We start from the raw sequence: 20,028 nt of genomic DNA on the forward strand, positions 1-20,028 counted from the left end.
GAGGAAATGTATGGCCGACTCGGCTCTGCTCCAGCGCACAGAACTGCCGCGCCCGAACGTCTCGCTGGCAGATGCCAAGATCATCTTCAACGACTTCTATGGCTTTACCGGCGAGATCCGGGAACTCGGCAGCCAGCAGGATCGCAATTTCCTCATCGATACCGGCAACGAGCGCCTCGTCCTGAAGGTAACGCGCGCCGACTATCCGCAGCACGAACTGGATGCGCAGAACCGCGCGATGGACCATCTGCGCAATCTCGATATCGGCTTGCGCATTCCCGAACCGATCCCCGCCCTCACGGGTGAATACATTCCGCAGATCGAGCTCGGCGAGGAATACTACTGGATCCGGCTGCTCTCCTACCTCGACGGCCAGCCGCTCACGCGTCAGAAATATCTCGCGCCGGACGTCGTCGCCGCATTCGGCGACATTGTTGCGCGCGTCGCAACCGGACTGAAGGACTTCCGTCACGCAGGCCTGGAACGCGATCTACAATGGGATCTGCGCCGCGCTGGCCCCGTCGCCCTGCATCTCCTCAAATCCGTGACGGACCAGAAGCAGCGCGACCGGATCGCCAAGGCCATGATCATGGCTGTAAAGCGCCTCCAGCCGCTTGCGTCCGAACTTCGCATGCAGGCGATCCACCACGACATCACCGACGACAATGTTGTGGCGACGCCCAATGCCTCGCGGCGCCTCATGCCGGATGGCGTCATCGACTTTGGCGATGTCCTCTATGGCTGGCTGGTGGCAGACCTCGCTGTCACCTGTGCCGCCCTGCTCCATCATGCCGATGGCGACCCCTTCTTCATCCTGCCCGCCGTCAAGGCATTCCACGCACGCTACCCGTTGAACCAGGCGGAGCTGAAGGCACTCTGGCCCCTGATTGTCGCAAGGGCCGGCGTTCTCGTCGCCAGCAGCGAGCAGCAGCTCTCGATCGATCCGGACAACGACTATGTTCTGGGCAATATCGACCACGAGCGAATGATCTTCGAGGTCGCGACGTCGGTGCCCTACCCGCTGATGGAAGCCGCTATTCTCGAGGCTGCGGGCGCACTTCCCGAAGTACCGGACGTCACGGTCTCGTATGCTCTTCTGCCATCGTTGAACCCGGCGGACTTCCGGCTGACCGACCTCACGGTGACAAGTCCGGATCTGCCGCGCGACAGCTGGGCCGATCAGGAGATCGACTGGAAACTTCTCGCCCGCGCCGCGATGGAGACCGGCATTGCTTCGACCCGCTACGGCGAGCATCGATTGTCCTATACCAAGCCTCTGTCGCAGACGCCGCCTGCAACCTTCGCGCTTCACATCGACGTCTGCCTGCCGGGAGGCACGGAGGCATTCGCACCCTTCGATGCAACCATCATGCTCGACGGCCATCACCTGATCCTCTCCACGCCTGATCTCTGCCTGCATCTCGATGGCATAGACTGCAGCCTGGAGGACGGAGCGAGCATCAACGCCGGCGATGCGATTGGCGCCGTTGCCGGGGCCGCTGGCGGCGTCGGAGGCCTGCGCATCCAGCTTTGCCGCGATCCGGATCTGGTTCCCCCGCTCTTTGCCAAACCGCAGCAAAGCGCCATCTGGCGACGGATCTGCCCGTCGCCTTCCCGCCTGCTCGGCGTCGGCATCGATGCCCCAGCACCGGAGAGCGAAAGCCTTCTGGCACGTCGCCACAAGAGCTTCGCCAAGCCCCAAAAAAACTACTACGCCGATCCGCCGCAGATCGAGCGCGGCTGGAAGGAACACCTCTTCGACGTCAAGGGCCGCGCCTATCTGGACATGGTCAACAACGTCACGATCCTCGGTCATGGCAATCCGCGCCTCGCGGAAGCAGTCGGGCGCCAATGGGGCATGCTCAACACCAATTCGCGTTTCCATTACGCAGCGGTCGCCGAGTTCTCCGACCGGCTCGCCTCTCTGGCACCGGAAGGCCTGGACACGGTGTTTCTGGTAAATTCAGGCTCGGAAGCCGTGGACCTGGCTCTGCGTCTCGCCTGGGCCCATAGCGGCCACCGCAATATCCTGAGCCTCCTGGAAGCCTATCACGGCTGGACGGTCGCAAGCGACGCGGTCTCCACGTCGCTCGCAGACAATCCACGCGCGCTGGAGACGCGCCCCGATTGGGTTCACCCGGTGCTCTCGCCGAACACCTATCGCGGCCAGTATCGCGGTGACGGCGCGACCGAAGGCTATGTTCAGGCGGTTGCCGAGAAGATCGCGGAGATGGAGGCACGTGGCCTGCATCTCGGCGGCTTCATCGCCGAAAGCGTCTACGGCAATGCCGGCGGCATTCCCCTGCCTCCTGGCTACCTTCAAGAGGTCTACGCCCTGGTGCGCGAACGCGGCGGCCTTTGCATCGCAGATGAGGTGCAGGTCGGCTATGGGCGCCTCGGTCACCATTTCTGGGGCTTCGAACAGCAGGGAGTCGTTCCCGACATCATCACGGTCGCCAAAGGCATGGGCAACGGCCAGCCGCTGGGCGCCGTGATCACCCGCCGTGAGATCGCCGACAGCCTGGAGAAGGAGGGCTATTTCTTCTCATCCTCCGGCGGCAGCCCCGTCAGCTGTGTCGTCGGCATGACGGTCCTCGACATCATGCGCGACGAAAACCTGCAAGCGAATGCCCGGGATGTTGGCGATTACCTCAAGGCCCGCCTCGAAGCGCTCGGTCAACGCTTTCCGATTGTCGGAGCCGTCCACGGCATGGGCCTTTATCTTGGCCTGGAATTCGTCCGCGACCGAGAAACGCTGGAGCCAGCAACCGAGGAAACGGCCGCGATCTGCGACCGGCTGCTTGATCTCGGCGTCATCATGCAACCGACAGGCGATCATCTTAACGTTTTGAAAATAAAGCCGCCGCTGTGCCTGACGCCGGAAAGCGCGGACTTCTTCGCGGAAATGCTGGAAAAGGTACTTTCCGACGGCTGGTGATGAGCTTTCCAGGCACTACCATCTGCCTAACAGATGGTCGCGAAAACGCGCCATCACGTAAAGGAAACGCAAAGCCCAAATCTGGGTAGACTAAATGGCGGCTTCACAGGGTTTTCAAGAGTGGTCTATCTTCGGACAAAAGTAAGCCGAAGGAATACCCATGCCCATCCTGCCGGAGCAAATCTCCACCCAGCTGTTGATCTGGGCCGTAGCTCTGTTCATCATCAAGCACCTGGCGGCTGACTTTCTTCTGCAGACCGGCTGGATGGCAAAGGGCAAGGAGCGCGTCGAGGGCTGGTTTGCGCCCCTTCTCGCCCACATCGCGGTGCATGCCGTCGGCACGCTTCTGATCGCATTGCTCCTCGCGCCGCAGATGGCGTGGCTGGCTCTGGTCGACCTGATCGTCCACGGCCTGATCGACAAGAGCAAGACGCAGATCCAGCATCGCTTCCGCTTCAAGGTCGAGCAGGCTGCCTATTGGTGGCTCCTCGGGGTAGACCAGACCCTCCATCACCTGACCCATCTGGCCTTCGCAGTCTGGATTGCCGCGGCAGCAAGCGGCGCTTGATCGAGAGGTTTCACGTCCGCGACAACTCGCGGACGATCCATTCGCGAAACGCAACAAGCGGCGGATAGGCCGCCCGTTCACGCGGGAAAGCAAGATAGTAGCGCTGAGCACTCGGCATGGGCTTGTTCACTGCCGGAACGAGCTCGCCGCGTTTGAGCTCCTCCTGGATGAGAAACGTCGGCAGGAGCGCGACACCCAGGCCGCCGATCGCCGCCTGTGAGGCCGTGGCGAACTGGTCGAACAGCATGCCATGCACGCTTTCGAACGCGACCCCAGTCTCTGTGAACCATCGCTCCCAGGCGTCGGGACGTGTCGTTAGATGCAGAAGCGGCACATGAAGCAGGTCTGACGGCACCTCGATCCCATGCGCGCGCTTGAACTCCGGACTGCAGGCGGGAACCGTTTCCTCCTGCATCAGCAGTGTCAGCTCCGCACCCGGCCAGACGGCATCACCGAAATGGATCGCGGCATCGATCGAATCCAGGCGAAAGTCGAAGGGAGACAGCCGCGTCACGAGGTTGATCGTGATCCCGGGATTGGCTGCAAGAAACTGCCCCAGGCGCGGCGCAAGCCAGCGCGCACCGAAGGTCGGCAGGATTGCGAGGTTCAACGTTCCACCATGCGGATTGGCCCGCAGATTGAGCGATGCGCTCGAAATGCGCCGGAGCGCCTCCCGGATCTCGCGTGCATAGCTGTCGCCAGCGACCGTCAACCGTATGGTCTGCCTCTCGCGCAGGAAGAGTTCGACCCCGAGTTGGTTCTCAAGCGCCTTGATCTGGCGACTGACAGCACTCTGGGTGAGGTCAAGCTCACGGGCAGCAGCCGTGATGCTGCCCGTCCGGGCTGCGGCCTCGAAGGCGGTCAGCAGGGAAAGCGACGGAAGAAAGCGACGCGCCGGTAGCATTAGTCATGCCTTTTCGGAATGATCTCTTGAGAATTTATCGCTGGAATGGGGTAGAACGGTCCTCTAGAAATCACAAGACAGTACGAGGCGGAATGATATCGGACAGGACCCATGTCCGGACTGCCGGCCTTGGAACCATTGAGAGCCCGGGGCCCCACCATGCTGAACGATCCTCGCTCCCACGGACTTTGGGAAAAGACGGCCCCTGCTGCCCCGCAGACAACACCTCTGCAGGGTGCGGCAAAGGCAGATGTCGTGATTGTCGGTGGCGGCTACACCGGGCTTTCCGCAGCACTCCATCTGGCGGAAGCGGGCACCAGCGTCATTCTGTTGGAAGCCAAGGAGATCGGCTTCGGCGGCGCGGGCCGCAATGTCGGCCTGATCAATGCCGGCATGTGGGTGATGCCCGACGATCTTCCCGGTGAACTCGGCCCGGTCTATGGCGAGCGCCTGCTCGATCTGCTCGGCAACGGGCCACGCACGGTCATGGATCTGATCGACCGGCACGGGATCGAATGCGAACTCGAACGCTCCGGCACGCTCCATTGCGCTGTGGGCACGGCAGGCCGCAAGGAAATCGAGGCACGCGCCGAACAGTGGCAGCGTCGCGGCGCGCCGGTCGAACTGCTCGACGAGGCGGAGACCGAGCACAAGATTTCCACGCGCGCCTACCAAGGCGCACTTCTCGACCGCCGTGCCGGCACGCTGCAGCCGCTCGCCTATGCCCGTGGCCTTGCGCATGCAGCACAGAAGGCCGGAGCGGTGCTACATACGGCAAGCCCGGTCGAAGCCTATGACAAGACAGCAGAAGGCTGGCGGGTCACCACTGCGAACGGCACCGTGGATGCCCAATGGATCGTCGTCGCAACCGATGCCTATAGCCATGGCCCCTTTGCTGCCGTGCGCGAAGAGCAGGTCCATCTCCCCTACTTCAATTTTGCGACCACACCCCTCAGCGACAACCTGCGTAAGTCGATACTGACGGAGCGTCAGGGCTGCTGGGATACGAAGGAGATTCTCTCCTCCTTCCGCATGGACAAGGCCGGCCGAATGGTCTTTGGCAGCGTCGGCGCCCTGCGCGGCGCAGGCCTTGGGATCCATCGCGCCTGGGCCCAACGCGCACTGAAAGCGATCTTCCCGCAGATCGGCGACATCGCCTTCGAAAGCGAGTGGTACGGCCAGATCGGCATGACGACGAATGCGCTCCCGCGCTTTCACAAGTTTGCGCCCGGCGTCATCGGCTTCTCCGGCTATAACGGCCGCGGCATCTCTCCGGGCACTGTCTTCGGCAAGACGATCGCGAGCCACATCCTCGGCCAGATGACAGAGGAAGAACTGCCCCTGCCCCTCACCGATCCCCACGCACCGGCCTTCCGCACCCTGAAGGAAGCATGGTACGAGGCCGGCGCCCAGGTGGCGCATCTGGCCGGCGCACGATTTTGAACGAACAAGAACCAGGTAGACCTGACGGAAGGACCACCATGACCCTCGCCACTCTCAAATTCTCCGCCGAAACGGCATCGCTGATGGCAAGCTTCGGTGTCGACGCCAAGGCGCTGACCGGCGGCACGCTTTCGGTACGGTCGCCAATCAACGGCGAAACCATCGCAGCCGTCGCCGAAATCTCTGCTGACGACACCCGCAAGGCGATCGACGAGGCCCACAAGGCCTTCCTCGAATGGCGCCTCGTACCGGCCCCGCAGCGTGGCGAACTGATCCGTCTGCTCGGCGAAGAGCTGCGTGCAGCCAAGACCGAGCTCGGCCGCCTCGTCTCCATCGAAGTCGGCAAGATCACCTCGGAAGGCCTTGGCGAAGTCCAGGAAATGATCGACATCTGCGATTTCGCCGTCGGCCTGTCGCGCCAGCTTTACGGCCTGACGATCGCCACTGAGCGCGCCGAACACCGCATGATGGAAACCTGGCACCCGCTCGGCGTCACCGGCATCATCTCGGCCTTCAACTTCCCCGTCGCCGTCTGGTCCTGGAATGCGGCGCTGGCACTTGTCTGCGGCAACTCGACGATCTGGAAGCCGTCGGAGAAGACCCCGCTCACCGCCATCGCCACCCATGCGATCTTCGAAAAGGCCGTGAAGCGTTACAACGCGCAAGGCGGCAAGGCCCCGGCCAATCTCGCGACGCTGCTGATCGGCGGCCGTGACATCGGCGAGATCCTCGTCGATCACCCAAAGGTCCCGCTGATCTCGGCGACCGGCTCGACCGCCATGGGTCGCGCGGTCGGCCCGCGTGTCGCCTCGCGCTTCGGCCGCTCTATCCTCGAGCTTGGCGGCAACAATGCCGCCATCGTCGGTCCGACCGCCGATCTCGACCTGACACTGCGCGGCGTCGCCTTCTCGGCCATGGGCACTGCCGGCCAGCGCTGCACGACGCTGCGTCGCCTCTTCGTCCACGAGAGCGTTTACGACACGCTGGTGCCGCGCCTCGTTAAGGCCTATGGCTCTGTCACCATCGGCAACCCGCTCGAAGCCGGCAATCTGATCGGACCACTGATCGACAAGGGCTCCTACGAGCGCATGCAGCACGCGCTTGAGGCGGCCAAGGCCAATGGCGGCAAGGTGCACGGTGGCGACCGCGTTCGCACCGATGAGTCCGCTGAGGCCTATTACGTCCGTCCGGCTCTCGTCGAGATGCCGGAACAGTGCGGTCCGGTCGTCGAGGAAACCTTCGCGCCGATCCTCTACGTCATCAAGTATGCAAACTTCGACGATGCACTGGCGTTGAACAACGACGTTCCACAGGGCCTCTCCTCGTCGATCTTCACCAACGACATCCGCGAAGCCGAAGCCTTCGTCTCAGACCGTGGTTCGGATTGCGGCATCGCCAACGTCAATATCGGCCCGTCGGGTGCGGAAATTGGTGGCGCCTTCGGTGGCGAGAAGGAAACCGGCGGTGGCCGTGAATCCGGCTCGGACAGCTGGAAGGCTTATATGCGCCGCCAGACCAACACCGTGAACTACGGTCGCACCCTGCCGCTCGCCCAGGGCGTCAAGTTCGACATCGACTAAAAACACAAAGGCCGGCGGTCATCCCGCCGGCCTTTTCTAATTCTATGGCTGCCACTCAGCGAAGGTTGAACCGCACCGGGGCAGTAATCGTCTTGTTGACACCCTCCGGCGGCGCCGGAACCGGGGAAGCTGCCCGCACCATGTCGAGCACGGCGCTGTCGAGCGTTGGATAGCCCGAGGACCGCGACAGCGATACCGACAGCACATTGCCGGAATCATCGATCCGGAACCGCACATAGACGGTCCCCTCTTCCCGATTGCTGCGCGCCGCACTCGGATAGCGCTTGCGGCGCTCCAGATGTGACATCAAACGCGACTGCCATTTTGCAGGCGAGACACTGCGTCCGGACCCATTGGCCGCTGCAGCCGCCGCATTGCGGTTCGACTGGGCAACCTCCGCCTTGGCAGTCCGAGCCGCCTGCGTTGCTGGCGGCTGGACCTGCTTCTTCACCACCTTCTTGGGCGCGGGTTCTTTCTTCTTCTCGACCTCCGGCTTGGGCACCGGCGGACGCATCATCGGGATCGGAACCTCGACGTTTTCAAGTTCGGCCAACACCATCTGCTCGATCGGATCGATTTCCGGCACGGGTTCCGGAAGAGGCTCCGGTTCGATCAGCGGCGGCGGCTCCGGAAGGGCTTCTGCCACCTCAGGCTCCGGCTCGGGCTCCGGTGGCGGAGGTTCAGGCAAGGGCTGCTCGACCGGCTCCGGAATCGGCTCCGGCAACGGCTCGCTGGTTGCAGTCTTCACCTCTTCGGAGTCGACCTGCTCCGTGGAGATCTCGTTCTCTTCGGTGATCGCGGCTTCGGGCTCTGGCGCAAGCTCGATCATGATCGCCGGTGGCGGCCCGCTGTCGGCGATCACCATCTCCGGTTCGCGAAGGAGAACCGCCACGGCTCCCGCATGCGCGGTCGCAATCAGGAGGCCGGCCGTGGTCCACAATAGCCCCTCGCCGACGACACGCCTCGTGGAGCGGGGCTCGATCATGGCGCGGTCTCCACGCCAGCCGCCGGCGCGGCAGCCGCGTCTGCCGGTGACGATGCCGCAGGCACGGTCTCCAGCCCGACGAGAGCGATTTTCAGATAGCCGGCGTCCCGCAGCAGGTTCATGACCTCCATGAACTTGCCATAGTCGACGGTCTTGTCCGCACGCAGGAAGATGCGCGCGTCCTTGTTGCCTTCGGTCATCCGGTCGAGTGACATACCGAGCGCCTCGCGGGGCACGGTGTCATTGCCGAGAGAGAGGCTCATGTCCTCCTTCAGCGTCACGTAGACCGGCTCGTCCGGACGCTCGGCGGGCTTTGCCGTAGACGCCGGCAGATCGACATTCACATCGACCGTCGAGAGCGGGGCAGCGACCATGAAGATGATCAGCAGCACCAGCATCACGTCGATGAATGGCGTTACGTTAATCTCGTGGTTCTCGACGAGATCGTCGCCCGAACCGTTTTCCCTGATACCGCCGGCCATCTGCTCACTCCGCCGCCATCGACATAGCCTTGGTCGCCTGGGCGACCCGGGCACTCTTGCGGAAGTCGAGATCGCGGCTCACCAGTCGTTCGATGCCAGCACCGGCATCGGCCAGCAGCTGGCGGTATCCGGTCACCGAGCGGGCGAACACGTTGTAGATGATCACAGCAGGAATGGCGGCCACGAGGCCCACAGCGGTGGCTAGTAGCGCCTCGGCAATGCCGGGGGCAACGACGGCGAGATTGGTCGTCTGTGTCTCAGCGATGCCGATAAAGGAGTTCATGATGCCCCAGACGGTGCCGAACAAGCCGACGAAGGGCGCCGTCGAGCCAATGCTGGCGAGCACACCGGTGCCGTTCGACATCTGGCGACCCGCCCTTGCCTCGATACGGGCAAGCGCCGAAGCCACACGCTCCTTCACGCCGTCGCCACCGACCTGATCGATCGCGGCATCCGACAGGCTCATCTCGTGCTGGGCGGCGCGCACCATGGTCGCCACGACGCCACCACGGTTTTCAAGCGATTGCAGAGCATCGCGCAACTGGCGCGCCTGGGTGACGGCCTTCAGCCCGCGCTTGGCACGGGCTCGTGCGCCGAAAAGCTGCAGGGACTTGGCAAGCCACACGGTCCAGGTCAGGACCGAGGCGAGCGCCAGCATGATCATGACGGATTTGACCACCCAGTCGGCGGCCATGAACATGCCTTCCGGCGAAAGATCATGCGGCATGACTTTGTCTGCAGCTTCGGGCGCTTCCTGAGCGAGAGGCGACACCGGCTCGACCGGGGCGGCATCATTGACAGGTTCAACCGGGGTCGCCGCAGCCGGAGCCACAGCAGGCGTGCTCGGCGCGGCAGGGGCCTGCGTGCTGGCAGGTGCGGCCTGAGCCTCGACGGCTGCCGGCTGGTTCACAACCGGATCAGCGGGCGCAGCGGAAGTCGCAGGCGATGCCGGGGAGGTTGCAACCGGAGCCGTCGATGTGGTCGGCTGTGAAGCAACGGCAGGCGCCTGAACGGGAGAGGCAGATTGCGAAGGCGCAACCGCCGGAGCAGGCTGGGCAGGAACAACACGAGGCTCCGTCGCAGTCGGCGCCGACTGCTGGGCAAAAGCAAGGGAAGCCCCGAGAAGAAGGGGAAGCAGAACGCCAAATCGCTTGAGCGAAGGTCCCGAATGAGTGAGCGACATTGGGAGCTCCTTGTAAACTGATGATGAAAACCTGGCGCCGTAGCCGCACCAGCACGCTGCCTTCCCCATATAAAACTTGATTAATCGTGACAAGTAATAAAAACAACCAGCGCGCGGTTTTCCCGCAACCGTTATCGAGCAGCGAGCATCAACCGCGCTGTCGTTCCCGCTCGTAGAGTTCGGTCACGTCCTGACGTCGGCAAAGCTCGGTCCCCGGCGTCATGACCGCTGCCGCACCGGCAGCCTGGCCGAAGCGGAAGGCCTCCTCGATCTCGACCCCCTCGGCGAGCGACCAGACCATGCCGGCCACGAAACTGTCTCCGGCACCGGTGGCCGAATTGACCGGCACGTCGATGGCAGGCAGGCGGATGATCCGGTCGGCCGACGCAAGCACGGCACCATCGCCGCCAAGCGTGACCGCGATATACTGCGCAGCGCCCGTCCGAACATGGGCCTGGGCGGCCGCCCCCACTTCTTCGTGCGACAGCTTGCGCCCGAGGAAGGCCTCGAACTCTCCGAGGCTCGGCTTAACGAGAAACATCTTCGATCGAGACAAAGCCTCTGCAAGCGGGGGGCCGGATGTGTCGAGAACGAAGCGCGCGCCCTTCTGCGTCACGATATCCGCCAATCGCACATAGGTGTCATCGGGGGCGCCGCGCGGCAGGCTGCCGCTTGCGACGACATAGTCCGCATCGCTCGCCGCAATCGCCTCGAACACAGGAGCAAGTTCCGCCTCGGTCACCAAGGGGCCTTCCGGCACGAAGCGATATTCGAGATTGGTCGAGGTCTCGTGAACCGCGTAGGCGACGCGAACGGGATCGTGAATCTTGAATGTCCGTTCCACGATCGGCAGAGGCTTCAACATCGCCTCCAGAAGCTCCCCCGTCGCGCCACCCGAAAGGAACATCAGCTCGCATGTCCCGCCCAGCGTGGCGATGACGCGGGCAACATTGATGCCACCGCCGCCAGGGAACTGTTGCTGGTTGTGTGTCCGGGTCTTGTGCGTATGGCGCACCACCTCTGCATCGCTGGAGATATCGATTGCAGGATTGAGCGCGAGGCAGAGGATTTTTGTCATCGCATGAACCAGTCGCTGAAGAGGAGATTTGAATACTGCAATATCGATGCGACAGATCTAGGACGTGCAGGCATGCAGCCGCAACCCGGTCGTTAGGCGCACGTTCTCGATCAGGACGGGCGCGCTTTCACCGCATGTGCGAAAAGCTGAACACTGAGATCGCAGTCCGGGGATTGTCTTTGGCTCCCGAGACATTACCTTCGCTGCGCGTCCACCGAGGAAAGAAATAAGCAGCCATGTATACCGGCATCGTGCAGACCGTCGCCCCGATCAAATCCGTCGTTCGCCACGACGGCTATACCACGTTCTTCATAGAGCTTCCCGAACGGCTGATGGTGGATTTGCAAATCGGCGCCAGCGTTTCGGTCGAAGGCGTATGCCTGTCTGTCACCTCGATGACCGACAACACGGTCACGTTCGACGCCATGGACGCGACACTGGAGCGCACCAATCTCGGGACGATCAAAACGGGAGATGCCGTCAATATCGAACGTTCGGCCAAGCCGACCGATGAAAACGGCGGGCACAATATTGCCGGTCACATCGCGACAACAGCCGAACTCGTGGCAGCGAAGATGGAGATGCCTGGCGCATTCATTCGCTTTCGAGTGCCGGAAGAATGGGCGAAATATGTCTTCAAGCGCGGCTATCTCGCCGTAAACGGCGCGAGCCTGACGGTCGCAGAGGCTGAAGATGATACTTTCACCATCAACCTCATCCCCGAGACACTCCGCCAGACAACTTTCCCCCGTTACAAGGCCGGTGACGCCCTCAATATCGAAGTCGACCATCAAACCATGGTCATGGTGGATGTTGTCGAGCGTACGCTCGAGCGGCTGATGTCAAAGCGCAGCTAGTCTAGGCTTCCGCTCAATGGCGGCTATGTGACCCGAGCTGCGGCACGTCTTTCATCAGGGCAACCAACACCTGGCGGTAATCTGCGGGCTTCGGCGCGCAAAGCGCCTGCGGGATACCATTCTCTTCAATCTCCCGGATCGCTGAGCCTGAGACGATCCGGAACGGAATACCGCTGCGGCGCAGCCGCTGCACGATGGGTGTAACGTCACCGTCACGAACCTTGAAGTCAAGGATCGCACCGGAGATGTGTTCCGTTTCGAGTATCTCCAGCGCATCCCGAACGGTTTCCGTCGTGATGACGTTGACGCCGGCCCGCGCAACAGCGTCGGCTGCATCCATGGAAATGAAGACGTCGTCCTCGACGATGAGGATAGTATCGATCGCTAGAGCCTGTCCTGGTCTCATGTTCGCACTCCCTTTGCGACCTCAACGCCCTCAACCGGGGTTTGTTCAGATTTTCTTAAACTGCCAAACAACATGGTAAACAATGCGTTAAGCCGTTTACTTCGTTTCAGACTGACAAACTCATGACCGTCGCGCATGGTTCCCACATCTGTGCAGCTACAAGCGCCTATGGAACATCCAGAATAGTCCGGCGTTACTCCGCCAACTCAAATCTGGAGAAGTGTCATGCAGATAATCAGCACCGAAGTCACAGAAGCGAACGGCTCCACCGATGGCTTCCTCGTCGAATTCCTGGGCGACGGCGGTGAAAGCGTTTCCGTCCGTCTCGCACAGTCGGAGAGCGGTGGCCTGAGCCGAGACAACGCTTTGGCCAAGGCCCAGGTGGTTCTGCTGCAGGCCAGCCGTTTTGGCCTGTCGGAAGATGCCGGAGACGACGCCTCGTCTGACGCGTCCGAGCCGAGTGACGCCGTTGAAAGCCTGCGTCAGGAGCAGGAAAGCCGTGAACGCGGTGGCAGCGCCCTGCAGGAAGGCCTTGAAGACACCTATCCGGCAAGTGATCCGGTCTCGGCGACCTATACCTCGACCGCAGGCGCCACCGAAAACAAGCACTGAACAAAACGGCGGGTACCAACAGGTGCCCGCCGATCATCAAATGCCATCAGAACTGACGAGGTTCGGGCGCCGACCACCCTCGAACTCTCCCCCATCATCGTGCGGCTGCTGACCGTCCTTCCGGGCCTCTTGTTCGCCGGCTCCATTTTCCTCATCTGCGAACTGTGCTTCTGGCAAATTGGCCTGTTCGCTACGCCGCGCGACACCGACTGACATCGGCTTGAAGGCGGTGACTGCTACCTATCACCGCAACAGACTTTGCCCTCCATCCACCCAGATCGGCGTGCCCGTCACATGTCTCGACGCCTTCGAGGCAAGAAACGCAATGACTTCGGCGACGTCTTCGACCGTGCCAGCCTCACCGCCCGTGAGTGGAATGTCGCCCTCCGGAAACTCGACCGGAACCTCCGTCTGCGCCTTCTTCCGCATGCTCGTATTGTCGTCGATCTCGGTCCCGATGGCACCCGGGCAGATGGCATTGATGCGGATGCCGTGCTGCCCAAGTTCGAGGGCGAGCTGCTGCACCATCGCGAACTGCGCCGCCTTGGTGGCAGAATAGGCGGTGGCACCAGGGCTGGTGAACGTGCGCGTCCCGTTGATCGAGGAAATGACGATGATCGATCCGCCACTCTTCTTCATGTGGCGAACGGTGTGATGTAGAGTGAGGTATGTCCCGCGCAAATTGACCGCAATCGTCTTGTCGAATTCATCGGGTTTGAGATCGTCGATGGGCGCCCAGGTTCCATTGATACCTGCATTGGCGACGACGATGTTGAGGGCTTTGCGTTCGCTGATTAAGCGGTCGATGGCTTTGGCCATCTCGTCTTCCTGGCTCACATCGGCAAGCAGCACCATTCCCTCGCCGCCAGCCGCACGGATTTCGGCGAGTGTCTCCTCTAGCTCGTCCTCCGTCCTGCCCAACAGGCCGACATAGGCACCGCCCCGCGCCAGCGTGAGCGCCGCACCCTTTCCGATGCCAGACCCGGCCCCCGTCACCAGTGCCGTTTGGCCCTCGTATTCAGCAAGGCTCATTTCTGCTTCCCCACATGTTCAGGCTTGTCCCCACGCTTGGTGGAAGCGAGTTCTTCGAGCTCTTTTTCCGTCATGCTCTTTTCCATGCTGCGGGATGCCCCCTTCAGATCGGAGACCTTGGCGTCGCCACGCTTGGCTGCCAGTGCAGCGCCCGCAGCCTTCTGTTGTGCTTTCGACTTCGCTGGCATTCGCTTCTCCGCTCGTCTCGCAAATTTCATGGGATGCGGCATGAAAACCGGTGAATGAGGGGAAAGTTCCTGACGGCTCGGAGCACCGGAACAAAGGCGGGCGGTTGCGAATTAAGCTGCGCAACTCCAGACATCAGAGGATCAGATGGACGCCAAGAGCACGCATTTTCATGTCACGCCGGGCCAGTGGCACCAACTCGGCGCGTGCTTCGATGGAGAGGGTACCAACTTCGCTCTCTTTTCCGCTCACGCCGAGCGTGTCGAACTCTGCCTGTTCGACGAAAGCGGCAGCGTCGAGATCGCCCGCATCGAGCTTCCGGAATACACCAACGAAATCTGGCACGGCTATCTGCCGGGCGTAAAACCGGGACAGCTTTACGGTTACCGGGTGCATGGCCCCTACGATCCTGAGAATGGTCACCGCTTCAACCCGAATAAACTGCTGCTCGACCCTTACGCGCGCGAAATCGTCGGCGACTACGCCTGGTCGAATGCGCATTTCGGTTACGACCTGGATGCGGAAGAGAAGGACCTGTCCTTCAACACGTTGGACAGCGCGTCCTGCTCCCCGAAATGTCGTGTTGTTGATCCCGACGAGAGCCGGATTTCAAACAGCTTCACGCGCATTCCATGGGCAGAGACCATCGTTTACGAAACCCACGTCAAGGGCTTCACCAAATTGCATCCGGCGATACCGGAAAACCTCAGAGGTACATTTGAAGGCCTCGGCCACAAGGCAGCCGTCGACTATGTGAAGAGCCTCGGCATCACGTCGATCGAGCTTCTGCCTGTGCACGCCTTCCCCGATGATAGCCACTTGATGGACAAGGGCCTGCAGAACTACTGGGGCTACAACACCATCGGCTTCTTCTCCCCCGCCAGCCGCTACTACGGACCAAAGGGTCTCATCGGCTTCCGCGACATGGTGCGCGCCTTCCATGATGCCGGCATCGAGGTCATTCTCGACGTCGTCTACAACCACACCGCCGAAGGCAATGAGCTGGGGCCGACGCTCTCCTTCAAGGGCATCGACAACTTCTCCTACTACCGCACCCTACCGGACCAGCACCGCTACTACATCAACGACACCGGCACCGGAAACACGGTCAACACCTCCCATCCCCGGGTTCTCCAGATGGTGATGGACAGCCTGCGCTACTGGGCCGAGGAAATGCATGTCGACGGCTTCCGCTTCGACCTCGGTACGATCCTTGGTCGCGAACCCGATGGTTTCGACCAGCGCGGCGGCTTCTTCGACTCCGTAACGCAGGATCCGGTCCTGTCGAAAGTCAAGCTGATCGGTGAGCCCTGGGACATCGGTCCCGGCGGCTATCAGGTCGGCGGCTTCCCACCAGGCTGGGCCGAGTGGAATGACAAATACCGGGACTCGTCCCGCGAGTATTGGCTAAATGCCGACAACACTTCCCAGGATTTCGCTGCCCGCCTCCTGGGCTCCGGCGACATCTACGATTTGCGCGGCCGCCGCCCCTGGGCAAGCGTCAACTTCATCACCGCCCATGACGGCTTCACATTGAACGATCTGGTCTCCTACGACCAGAAGCACAATGACGCCAATGGCGAGGACAACAAGGACGGCCACGACCACAATCGCAGCCATAACTACGGCCATGAAGGACCGACCGACGACGCAGAGATCAACGCGATCCGCGAGCGCCAGAAGCGCAACTTCCTGGCGACGTTGTTCTTCTCGCACGGCACTCCGATGTTGCTCGCCGGAGACGAGTTCGGTCGCTCGCAGATGGGCAACAACAACGGCTATTGCCAGGACAGCGAAATCAGCTGGCTGCACTGGGAAGATCTGCCAGAGTCCTGCGAAGACCTGAGGGAATTCAGCAGCCGTGTGATTGCGCTCCGCAAGACCCAGCCGCTGCTGCGTCGTGAGAGCTGGCGCGACGGCACCATCATCGACTGGTACAATGTCGGAGGCGGCCATCAGGAGGCGGAGCACTGGCTCGATGGCAACCCACTGGCGCTGAAACTCCAGCGTCAGGATCTTGAAGCGGAAGACGGTGCCTGGCCGGAAGTCTTGATGCTGTTCAACCCGGTTGGGGAGGACATTGATTTCAGCCTTCCCGATACCGGCGGCGGCAACTGGCTGCTTGAGCTGAGCACGTTCGACGTCGAGCGGCACGGCGATATCGCCGAGGAGGGCAAGCCTTTCCGCCTTGAGGCCAGATCTCTCGCGCTCTTCCGGCGTGCCTGATCTGCTCGATTGGGCCTGTCAGGCGCGTTGAAGCAACTCGAAATCGTAAAGCTGCCCGGCAACTGAAATACGCCGGGCAGAGATGACCACGGGCACAACATTGCCCGCCGCATCCCGGATCTCTCCCCGCATTCCGACATAACCACCATCGCGGTCGAGCAGCATCAGACGCTCGACCCGGGCCTCGCTGCCGGAGACGACACCGGAGGCAACCATCTCGCTGCCCCGGATCTCGTCCCAGCTTTTGCCAACGAGATCGAGATAGGCCTGATTGACCCGGACGTAGCGCGAGCTCTTCTGGCCGATGCTCGAGATCGAGAAGGCGACCGGGGAAAGTTCGAACAGCGCCTGGATGACAGGCCCGGAGAGTGCGTTTGTCTCAGCCTGTTCGATGATCTCGCGGGAAAGGACCTTGTCGTCGCCGCTGGACCCAATCTCGTAGTCGGCTGGCATGGCCAGTTCGTCACGCAGGATGGCCACGAAACGCCAAAGATCGATCTCGAGAAACTGCGGCTTGTGGCTATCGTCCAGATGCTCGAGCCGAGCCGGCAGTTTGTCGATGGCATCCGACAGACGCTGCATCTCGCGGTCATTGCGCGCGCCTGCCAGCAGGCTTTTCAACTTGCCGAGTGCAATATCGTAGAGGATCGCATAGGCATCTTGCAGCTTTACAGACCGCTCAGCCTCGACCTCGTCCACAGGGCGCGAGCCATCTGCAACCGGCAGGTCTTCGAGCAAGGCCCAGATGTTGCGCTCCTCGGGACACTCCTCCTGCTTGGCGGTTCCAAGCGGGGCGTAGCGGATGAGACTGAGGATTGTATCGACACCGAACTGGTTCACGTCGGATGAGACGACACTGCCGTCCGGACCAACCTCGAGTGCGGTGATACGGCTCGGTCCGCCATTGTCGTCGAAATAGACGCAAACCTCTGAGACATGCTCGGGAAATTCAAGCCAGGGGTGCTCGTTGCGAAACGCCTCGAGCGCTGAGTGGTCGAGCACTGTTAGGGCATACATGACGCTTCCTCCACAACCGGCCGTGGTGCAAACCACCTCATCCTGCCTCCTCAAGCAGGAATCGCCTGACGTCAGCATAAAGCAAACATACGGGCTTCTGAACGTGTTTCTAGGCCCCGACAAGTGTATGAATGTTTAAGCTGGAATCCTGGAGTTCCGACAGTGTCGCAAGAATGCGACAGGCCGGCGCCCATACCCATCAATGGGTGGGGGGCACCGGCCTGCTTGGCTCGATTGGGAGATCAGAAGAACGCCTGAATACCGGTCTGGGCACGACCAAGAATGAGCGCATGCACGTCATGCGTGCCCTCATAGGTGTTCACGGTTTCCAGGTTCTGCGCATGGCGCATGACATGGTATTCGATCTGGATGCCGTTGCCGCCATGCATGTCGCGGGCCATGCGGGCGATGTCGAGCGCCTTGCCGCAGTTGTTGCGCTTGACGATCGAGATCATCTCCGGCGCGAACTGGTGTTCGTCCATCAGCCGACCGACGCGCAGCGAACCGAGTAGACCAAGTGCGATCTCCGTCTGCATGTCGGCGAGCTTCTTCTGGAAGAGCTGCGTGCCGGCCAGCGGCTTGCCGAACTGTTTGCGGTCAAGGCCATACTGGCGGGCGCGGTGCCAGCAATCTTCGGCCGCACCAAGAACACCCCAGGAGATACCATAGCGGGCGCGGTTCAGGCAGCCGAAGGGCCCCTTGAGGCCGGATACGTTTGGCAGAAGCGCACCTTCACCGACTTCAACGCCATCCATGACGATCTCGCCGGTGACCGAAGCGCGCAGCGAAAGCTTGCCGCCGATCTTCGGCGCCGACAGACCCTTCATGCCCTTTTCGAGGATGAAGCCACGGATCTCGCCGCCATGCGCCTCCGACTTCGCCCAGACGACGAAGACATCGGCGATCGGGGAATTCGAGATCCACATCTTGGCGCCGCGCAACCGGTAACCGCCCTCGATCTTTTCGGCGCGAGTCTTCATGCCACCCGGATCCGAGCCAGCATCCGGTTCGGTCAGGCCGAAGCAGCCGATGAGTTCGCCGGAGACGAGGCCCGGCAGATACTTGTCCTTCTGCTCCTCGGAGCCATAGGCATAGATCGGATAGATGACCAACGACGACTGGACGCTCATCATCGAGCGATAGCCGGAATCGATACGCTCGATCTCACGTGCGACGAGGCCGTAGGAAACGTAGTTAGCGCCGGCGGCACCATATTTCTCCGGCAGCGTGACACCGAGAAGCCCGGCCTGCCCCATCAGTCGGAAAAGCTCCGGCTCGACCGTTTCACCGAGATAAGCGTCGGAGACCCGCGGCGCGAGCTCGGCCTGCGCAAAGGCTGCCGCTGCATCCTGGATCATCCGTTCGTCCTCGTTCAGGACCTCGGACATCAGGAAAGGATCACTCCAGGAAAAGGGCTGCATCTCGCTCATCGGTCTCATCCATTTGTTTCGTTATCCCAGATTCCTCATGACTGAGTAGAATTCAAGCCATGTTTACTCATGTTGCTATTAGGTCTATTCATATCGCATGCTCACACACCAACGCCGTTTCCTGCCCTCCACCAGCGCGCTTGCCGCCTTCGATTCCGTCGCGAAGCTCGGCAGCTTTTCGGCTGCGGCCAATGAACTGGCACTGACGCAAGGTGCCATCAGCCGCCAGATTGGCTTGCTGGAGGACCAGCTGGGCGTCCGGCTCTTCGAGCGCACCAACAGGGGCGTGGAGCTGACCTCGATCGGCCGCACTTATGCCAAGGGTATCGGCGACGCACTGGCCACGATCCGCACACTCTCGCTCGAAGCCATGGCCACCCGTGATGACACCCATCTGCGGCTCGCCATCCTGCCGACCTTCGGCACCCGCTGGCTGATGCCGCGCATGCCGGATTTTCTCTCGAAGAATCCGGCGATCATCATGGACTTCGCAACCCGCATCGGCCAGTTCGATTTCGAGGGGTCGGGTCTCGATGCAGCCATCCATATCGGCGAACCGAACTGGCCCGGCACGGATTGCCAGTTTCTGATGCATGAAATGGTGGCCCCCGTCTGCAGTCCTACTTTCCTCGCGGAAAACCCCGTGAAGCGGCCTGAAGACCTGCTGACAAAGCCCCTGTTCGATATGGCCTCGCGTCCACGCGCCTGGGAACAGTGGTTCGCGAGCCTCGACATCGGCGAAGGCCGAGGCGGCGGCATGCGCTTCGAGCAGTTCTCCAACGTCGTCCAAGCCTGCCATGCTGGCCTTGGCATTGCGCTGGTCCCGACCTTCCTGATCGAGCCGGAACTGGCGAGTGGCCAGCTCGTCCGCGCCTGGGATCACGAGGTCAAAAGTGCGAGCGCCTACTACCTCGTTCGCCCCTTGTCGAAGATGGCCTATGGGCCGGCCAGCACCTTCGCAGCCTGGATCCTGGAGCAAGCGAAAGCCTTCAGCGAGCGACGCCCGACAAGCGGTTGAAGAGCACCCAGAAATGACTCTCGACCTGTGTCCTGTGCCGATTGACAACCTATTGTCATGAGCAAAGACTACCCTTCGAAAGC

Annotated in this window: 18 protein-coding genes; 8 read left to right on the forward strand and 10 right to left on the reverse strand. The window is 61.7% G+C overall.

The annotated features are described in order from the left end of the window. Positions 1–10 precede the first annotated feature (10 nt). A complete protein-coding gene (locus C0V73_RS19910) occupies positions 11–2,938 on the forward strand; it encodes an aminotransferase (RefSeq protein WP_102021768.1) in 2,928 nt (975 codons plus the stop codon). Between the two features lie 160 nt (positions 2,939–3,098). Further along, positions 3,099–3,506: a DUF3307 domain-containing protein gene (locus C0V73_RS19915; RefSeq protein ID WP_102021769.1), complete on the forward strand. Its 408-nt coding sequence runs from the start codon at positions 3,099–3,101 to the stop codon at positions 3,504–3,506. 10 nt (positions 3,507–3,516) lie between these two features. Here C0V73_RS19915 and C0V73_RS19920 read toward each other — a convergent pair whose 3' ends face one another. Next, a complete protein-coding gene (locus C0V73_RS19920) occupies positions 3,517–4,410 on the reverse strand; it encodes a LysR family transcriptional regulator (RefSeq protein WP_102021770.1) in 894 nt (297 codons plus the stop codon). A gap of 159 nt (positions 4,411–4,569) precedes the next feature. On the opposite strand from C0V73_RS19920, the gene C0V73_RS19925 reads away from it, so the two are divergent. Together C0V73_RS19925 and C0V73_RS19930 are read left to right on the forward strand one after the other, a co-directional pair. Further along, positions 4,570–5,853 carry an FAD-binding oxidoreductase gene (locus C0V73_RS19925; protein WP_102021771.1) on the forward strand — a complete coding sequence of 428 codons (1,284 nt, stop codon included), beginning with the start codon at positions 4,570–4,572 and terminating at the stop codon, positions 5,851–5,853. A gap of 38 nt (positions 5,854–5,891) precedes the next feature. Continuing rightward, positions 5,892–7,433 carry an aldehyde dehydrogenase family protein gene (locus C0V73_RS19930; RefSeq protein ID WP_102021772.1) on the forward strand — a complete coding sequence of 514 codons (1,542 nt, stop codon included), beginning with the start codon at positions 5,892–5,894 and terminating at the stop codon, positions 7,431–7,433. 55 nt (positions 7,434–7,488) lie between these two features. Here C0V73_RS19930 and C0V73_RS19935 read toward each other — a convergent pair whose 3' ends face one another. The 4 genes from C0V73_RS19935 to C0V73_RS19950 form a co-directional block, all read right to left on the reverse strand. Then, entirely contained in the window at positions 7,489–8,418 is a 930-nt protein-coding gene (locus C0V73_RS19935) for an energy transducer TonB (protein WP_102021773.1), read from the reverse strand. Next, entirely contained in the window at positions 8,415–8,900 is a 486-nt protein-coding gene (exbD, locus tag C0V73_RS19940) for a TonB system transport protein ExbD (RefSeq protein ID WP_102021774.1), read from the reverse strand. The genes C0V73_RS19935 and exbD overlap by 4 nt, the downstream gene beginning before the upstream one ends. A 4-nt stretch (positions 8,901–8,904) precedes the next feature. After that, positions 8,905–10,083 (reverse strand): tonB-system energizer ExbB, encoded by a 1,179-nt coding sequence (gene exbB, locus C0V73_RS19945; RefSeq protein ID WP_102021775.1) that lies wholly within the window; start codon positions 10,081–10,083, stop codon positions 8,905–8,907. Between the two features lie 148 nt (positions 10,084–10,231). Further along, positions 10,232–11,161: a 1-phosphofructokinase family hexose kinase gene (locus C0V73_RS19950; RefSeq protein WP_102021776.1), complete on the reverse strand. Its 930-nt coding sequence runs from the start codon at positions 11,159–11,161 to the stop codon at positions 10,232–10,234. A 236-nt stretch (positions 11,162–11,397) separates the two neighbouring features. Here C0V73_RS19950 and C0V73_RS19955 point away from each other — a divergent pair, with 236 nt between their 5' ends. Then, entirely contained in the window at positions 11,398–12,018 is a 621-nt protein-coding gene (locus tag C0V73_RS19955; protein WP_102021777.1) for a riboflavin synthase subunit alpha, read from the forward strand. Between the two features lie 13 nt (positions 12,019–12,031). On the opposite strand, the gene C0V73_RS19960 is transcribed toward C0V73_RS19955, so the two are convergent. After that, entirely contained in the window at positions 12,032–12,424 is a 393-nt protein-coding gene (locus C0V73_RS19960; RefSeq protein ID WP_102021778.1) for a response regulator, read from the reverse strand. Between the two features lie 225 nt (positions 12,425–12,649). On the opposite strand from C0V73_RS19960, the gene C0V73_RS19965 reads away from it, so the two are divergent. Continuing rightward, positions 12,650–13,036: a hypothetical protein gene (locus C0V73_RS19965; RefSeq protein ID WP_102021779.1), complete on the forward strand. Its 387-nt coding sequence runs from the start codon at positions 12,650–12,652 to the stop codon at positions 13,034–13,036. A 243-nt stretch (positions 13,037–13,279) separates the two neighbouring features. On the opposite strand, the gene C0V73_RS19970 is transcribed toward C0V73_RS19965, so the two are convergent. Continuing rightward, positions 13,280–14,068, reverse strand: coding sequence for an SDR family NAD(P)-dependent oxidoreductase (locus C0V73_RS19970; RefSeq protein WP_102021780.1), 789 nt, complete (start codon positions 14,066–14,068; stop codon positions 13,280–13,282). Beyond that, entirely contained in the window at positions 14,065–14,256 is a 192-nt protein-coding gene (locus C0V73_RS19975; RefSeq protein WP_102021781.1) for a DUF3008 family protein, read from the reverse strand. The genes C0V73_RS19970 and C0V73_RS19975 overlap by 4 nt, the downstream gene beginning before the upstream one ends. Positions 14,257–14,401: 145 nt before the next feature. Here C0V73_RS19975 and glgX point away from each other — a divergent pair, with 145 nt between their 5' ends. Next, the gene (gene glgX / locus C0V73_RS19980) at positions 14,402–16,480 is read left to right on the forward strand and encodes a glycogen debranching protein GlgX (RefSeq protein WP_102021782.1); all 2,079 of its coding nucleotides are present in this window, start codon (positions 14,402–14,404) and stop codon (positions 16,478–16,480) included. Between the two features lie 18 nt (positions 16,481–16,498). Here the strand turns inward: glgX and C0V73_RS19985 are convergent, their stop codons facing one another. Then, positions 16,499–17,497, reverse strand: coding sequence for a PAS domain-containing protein (locus C0V73_RS19985; protein WP_102021783.1), 999 nt, complete (start codon positions 17,495–17,497; stop codon positions 16,499–16,501). Positions 17,498–17,739: 242 nt separating this feature from the next. Then, positions 17,740–18,927, reverse strand: coding sequence for an acyl-CoA dehydrogenase (locus C0V73_RS19990; RefSeq protein WP_102021784.1), 1,188 nt, complete (start codon positions 18,925–18,927; stop codon positions 17,740–17,742). A 97-nt stretch (positions 18,928–19,024) separates the two neighbouring features. On the opposite strand from C0V73_RS19990, the gene C0V73_RS19995 reads away from it, so the two are divergent. Then, positions 19,025–19,945: a LysR family transcriptional regulator gene (locus tag C0V73_RS19995; protein WP_102021785.1), complete on the forward strand. Its 921-nt coding sequence runs from the start codon at positions 19,025–19,027 to the stop codon at positions 19,943–19,945. Positions 19,946–20,028 lie beyond the last annotated feature (83 nt).

The sequence above is a fragment of the Rhizobium sp. TH135 genome (assembly GCF_002855515.1).
Lineage (GTDB): Bacteria > Pseudomonadota > Alphaproteobacteria > Rhizobiales > Rhizobiaceae > Allorhizobium.

Coding starts and splice junctions, on each gene's coding strand:
- C0V73_RS19910 (WP_102021768.1), top strand. CDS start 11: ATGGCCGACTCGGCTCTGCTCCAGCGCACAGAACTGCCGCGCCCGAAC.
- C0V73_RS19915 (WP_102021769.1), top strand. CDS start 3,099: ATGCCCATCCTGCCGGAGCAAATCTCCACCCAGCTGTTGATCTGGGCC.
- C0V73_RS19920 (WP_102021770.1), bottom strand. CDS start 4,410: ATGCTACCGGCGCGTCGCTTTCTTCCGTCGCTTTCCCTGCTGACCGCC.
- C0V73_RS19925 (WP_102021771.1), top strand. CDS start 4,570: ATGCTGAACGATCCTCGCTCCCACGGACTTTGGGAAAAGACGGCCCCT.
- C0V73_RS19930 (WP_102021772.1), top strand. CDS start 5,892: ATGACCCTCGCCACTCTCAAATTCTCCGCCGAAACGGCATCGCTGATG.
- C0V73_RS19935 (WP_102021773.1), bottom strand. CDS start 8,418: ATGATCGAGCCCCGCTCCACGAGGCGTGTCGTCGGCGAGGGGCTATTG.
- exbD (WP_102021774.1), bottom strand. CDS start 8,900: ATGGCCGGCGGTATCAGGGAAAACGGTTCGGGCGACGATCTCGTCGAG.
- exbB (WP_102021775.1), bottom strand. CDS start 10,083: ATGTCGCTCACTCATTCGGGACCTTCGCTCAAGCGATTTGGCGTTCTG.
- C0V73_RS19950 (WP_102021776.1), bottom strand. CDS start 11,161: ATGACAAAAATCCTCTGCCTCGCGCTCAATCCTGCAATCGATATCTCC.
- C0V73_RS19955 (WP_102021777.1), top strand. CDS start 11,398: ATGTATACCGGCATCGTGCAGACCGTCGCCCCGATCAAATCCGTCGTT.
- C0V73_RS19960 (WP_102021778.1), bottom strand. CDS start 12,424: ATGAGACCAGGACAGGCTCTAGCGATCGATACTATCCTCATCGTCGAG.
- C0V73_RS19965 (WP_102021779.1), top strand. CDS start 12,650: ATGCAGATAATCAGCACCGAAGTCACAGAAGCGAACGGCTCCACCGAT.
- C0V73_RS19970 (WP_102021780.1), bottom strand. CDS start 14,068: ATGAGCCTTGCTGAATACGAGGGCCAAACGGCACTGGTGACGGGGGCC.
- C0V73_RS19975 (WP_102021781.1), bottom strand. CDS start 14,256: ATGCCAGCGAAGTCGAAAGCACAACAGAAGGCTGCGGGCGCTGCACTG.
- glgX (WP_102021782.1), top strand. CDS start 14,402: ATGGACGCCAAGAGCACGCATTTTCATGTCACGCCGGGCCAGTGGCAC.
- C0V73_RS19985 (WP_102021783.1), bottom strand. CDS start 17,497: ATGTATGCCCTAACAGTGCTCGACCACTCAGCGCTCGAGGCGTTTCGC.
- C0V73_RS19990 (WP_102021784.1), bottom strand. CDS start 18,927: ATGAGCGAGATGCAGCCCTTTTCCTGGAGTGATCCTTTCCTGATGTCC.
- C0V73_RS19995 (WP_102021785.1), top strand. CDS start 19,025: ATGCTCACACACCAACGCCGTTTCCTGCCCTCCACCAGCGCGCTTGCC.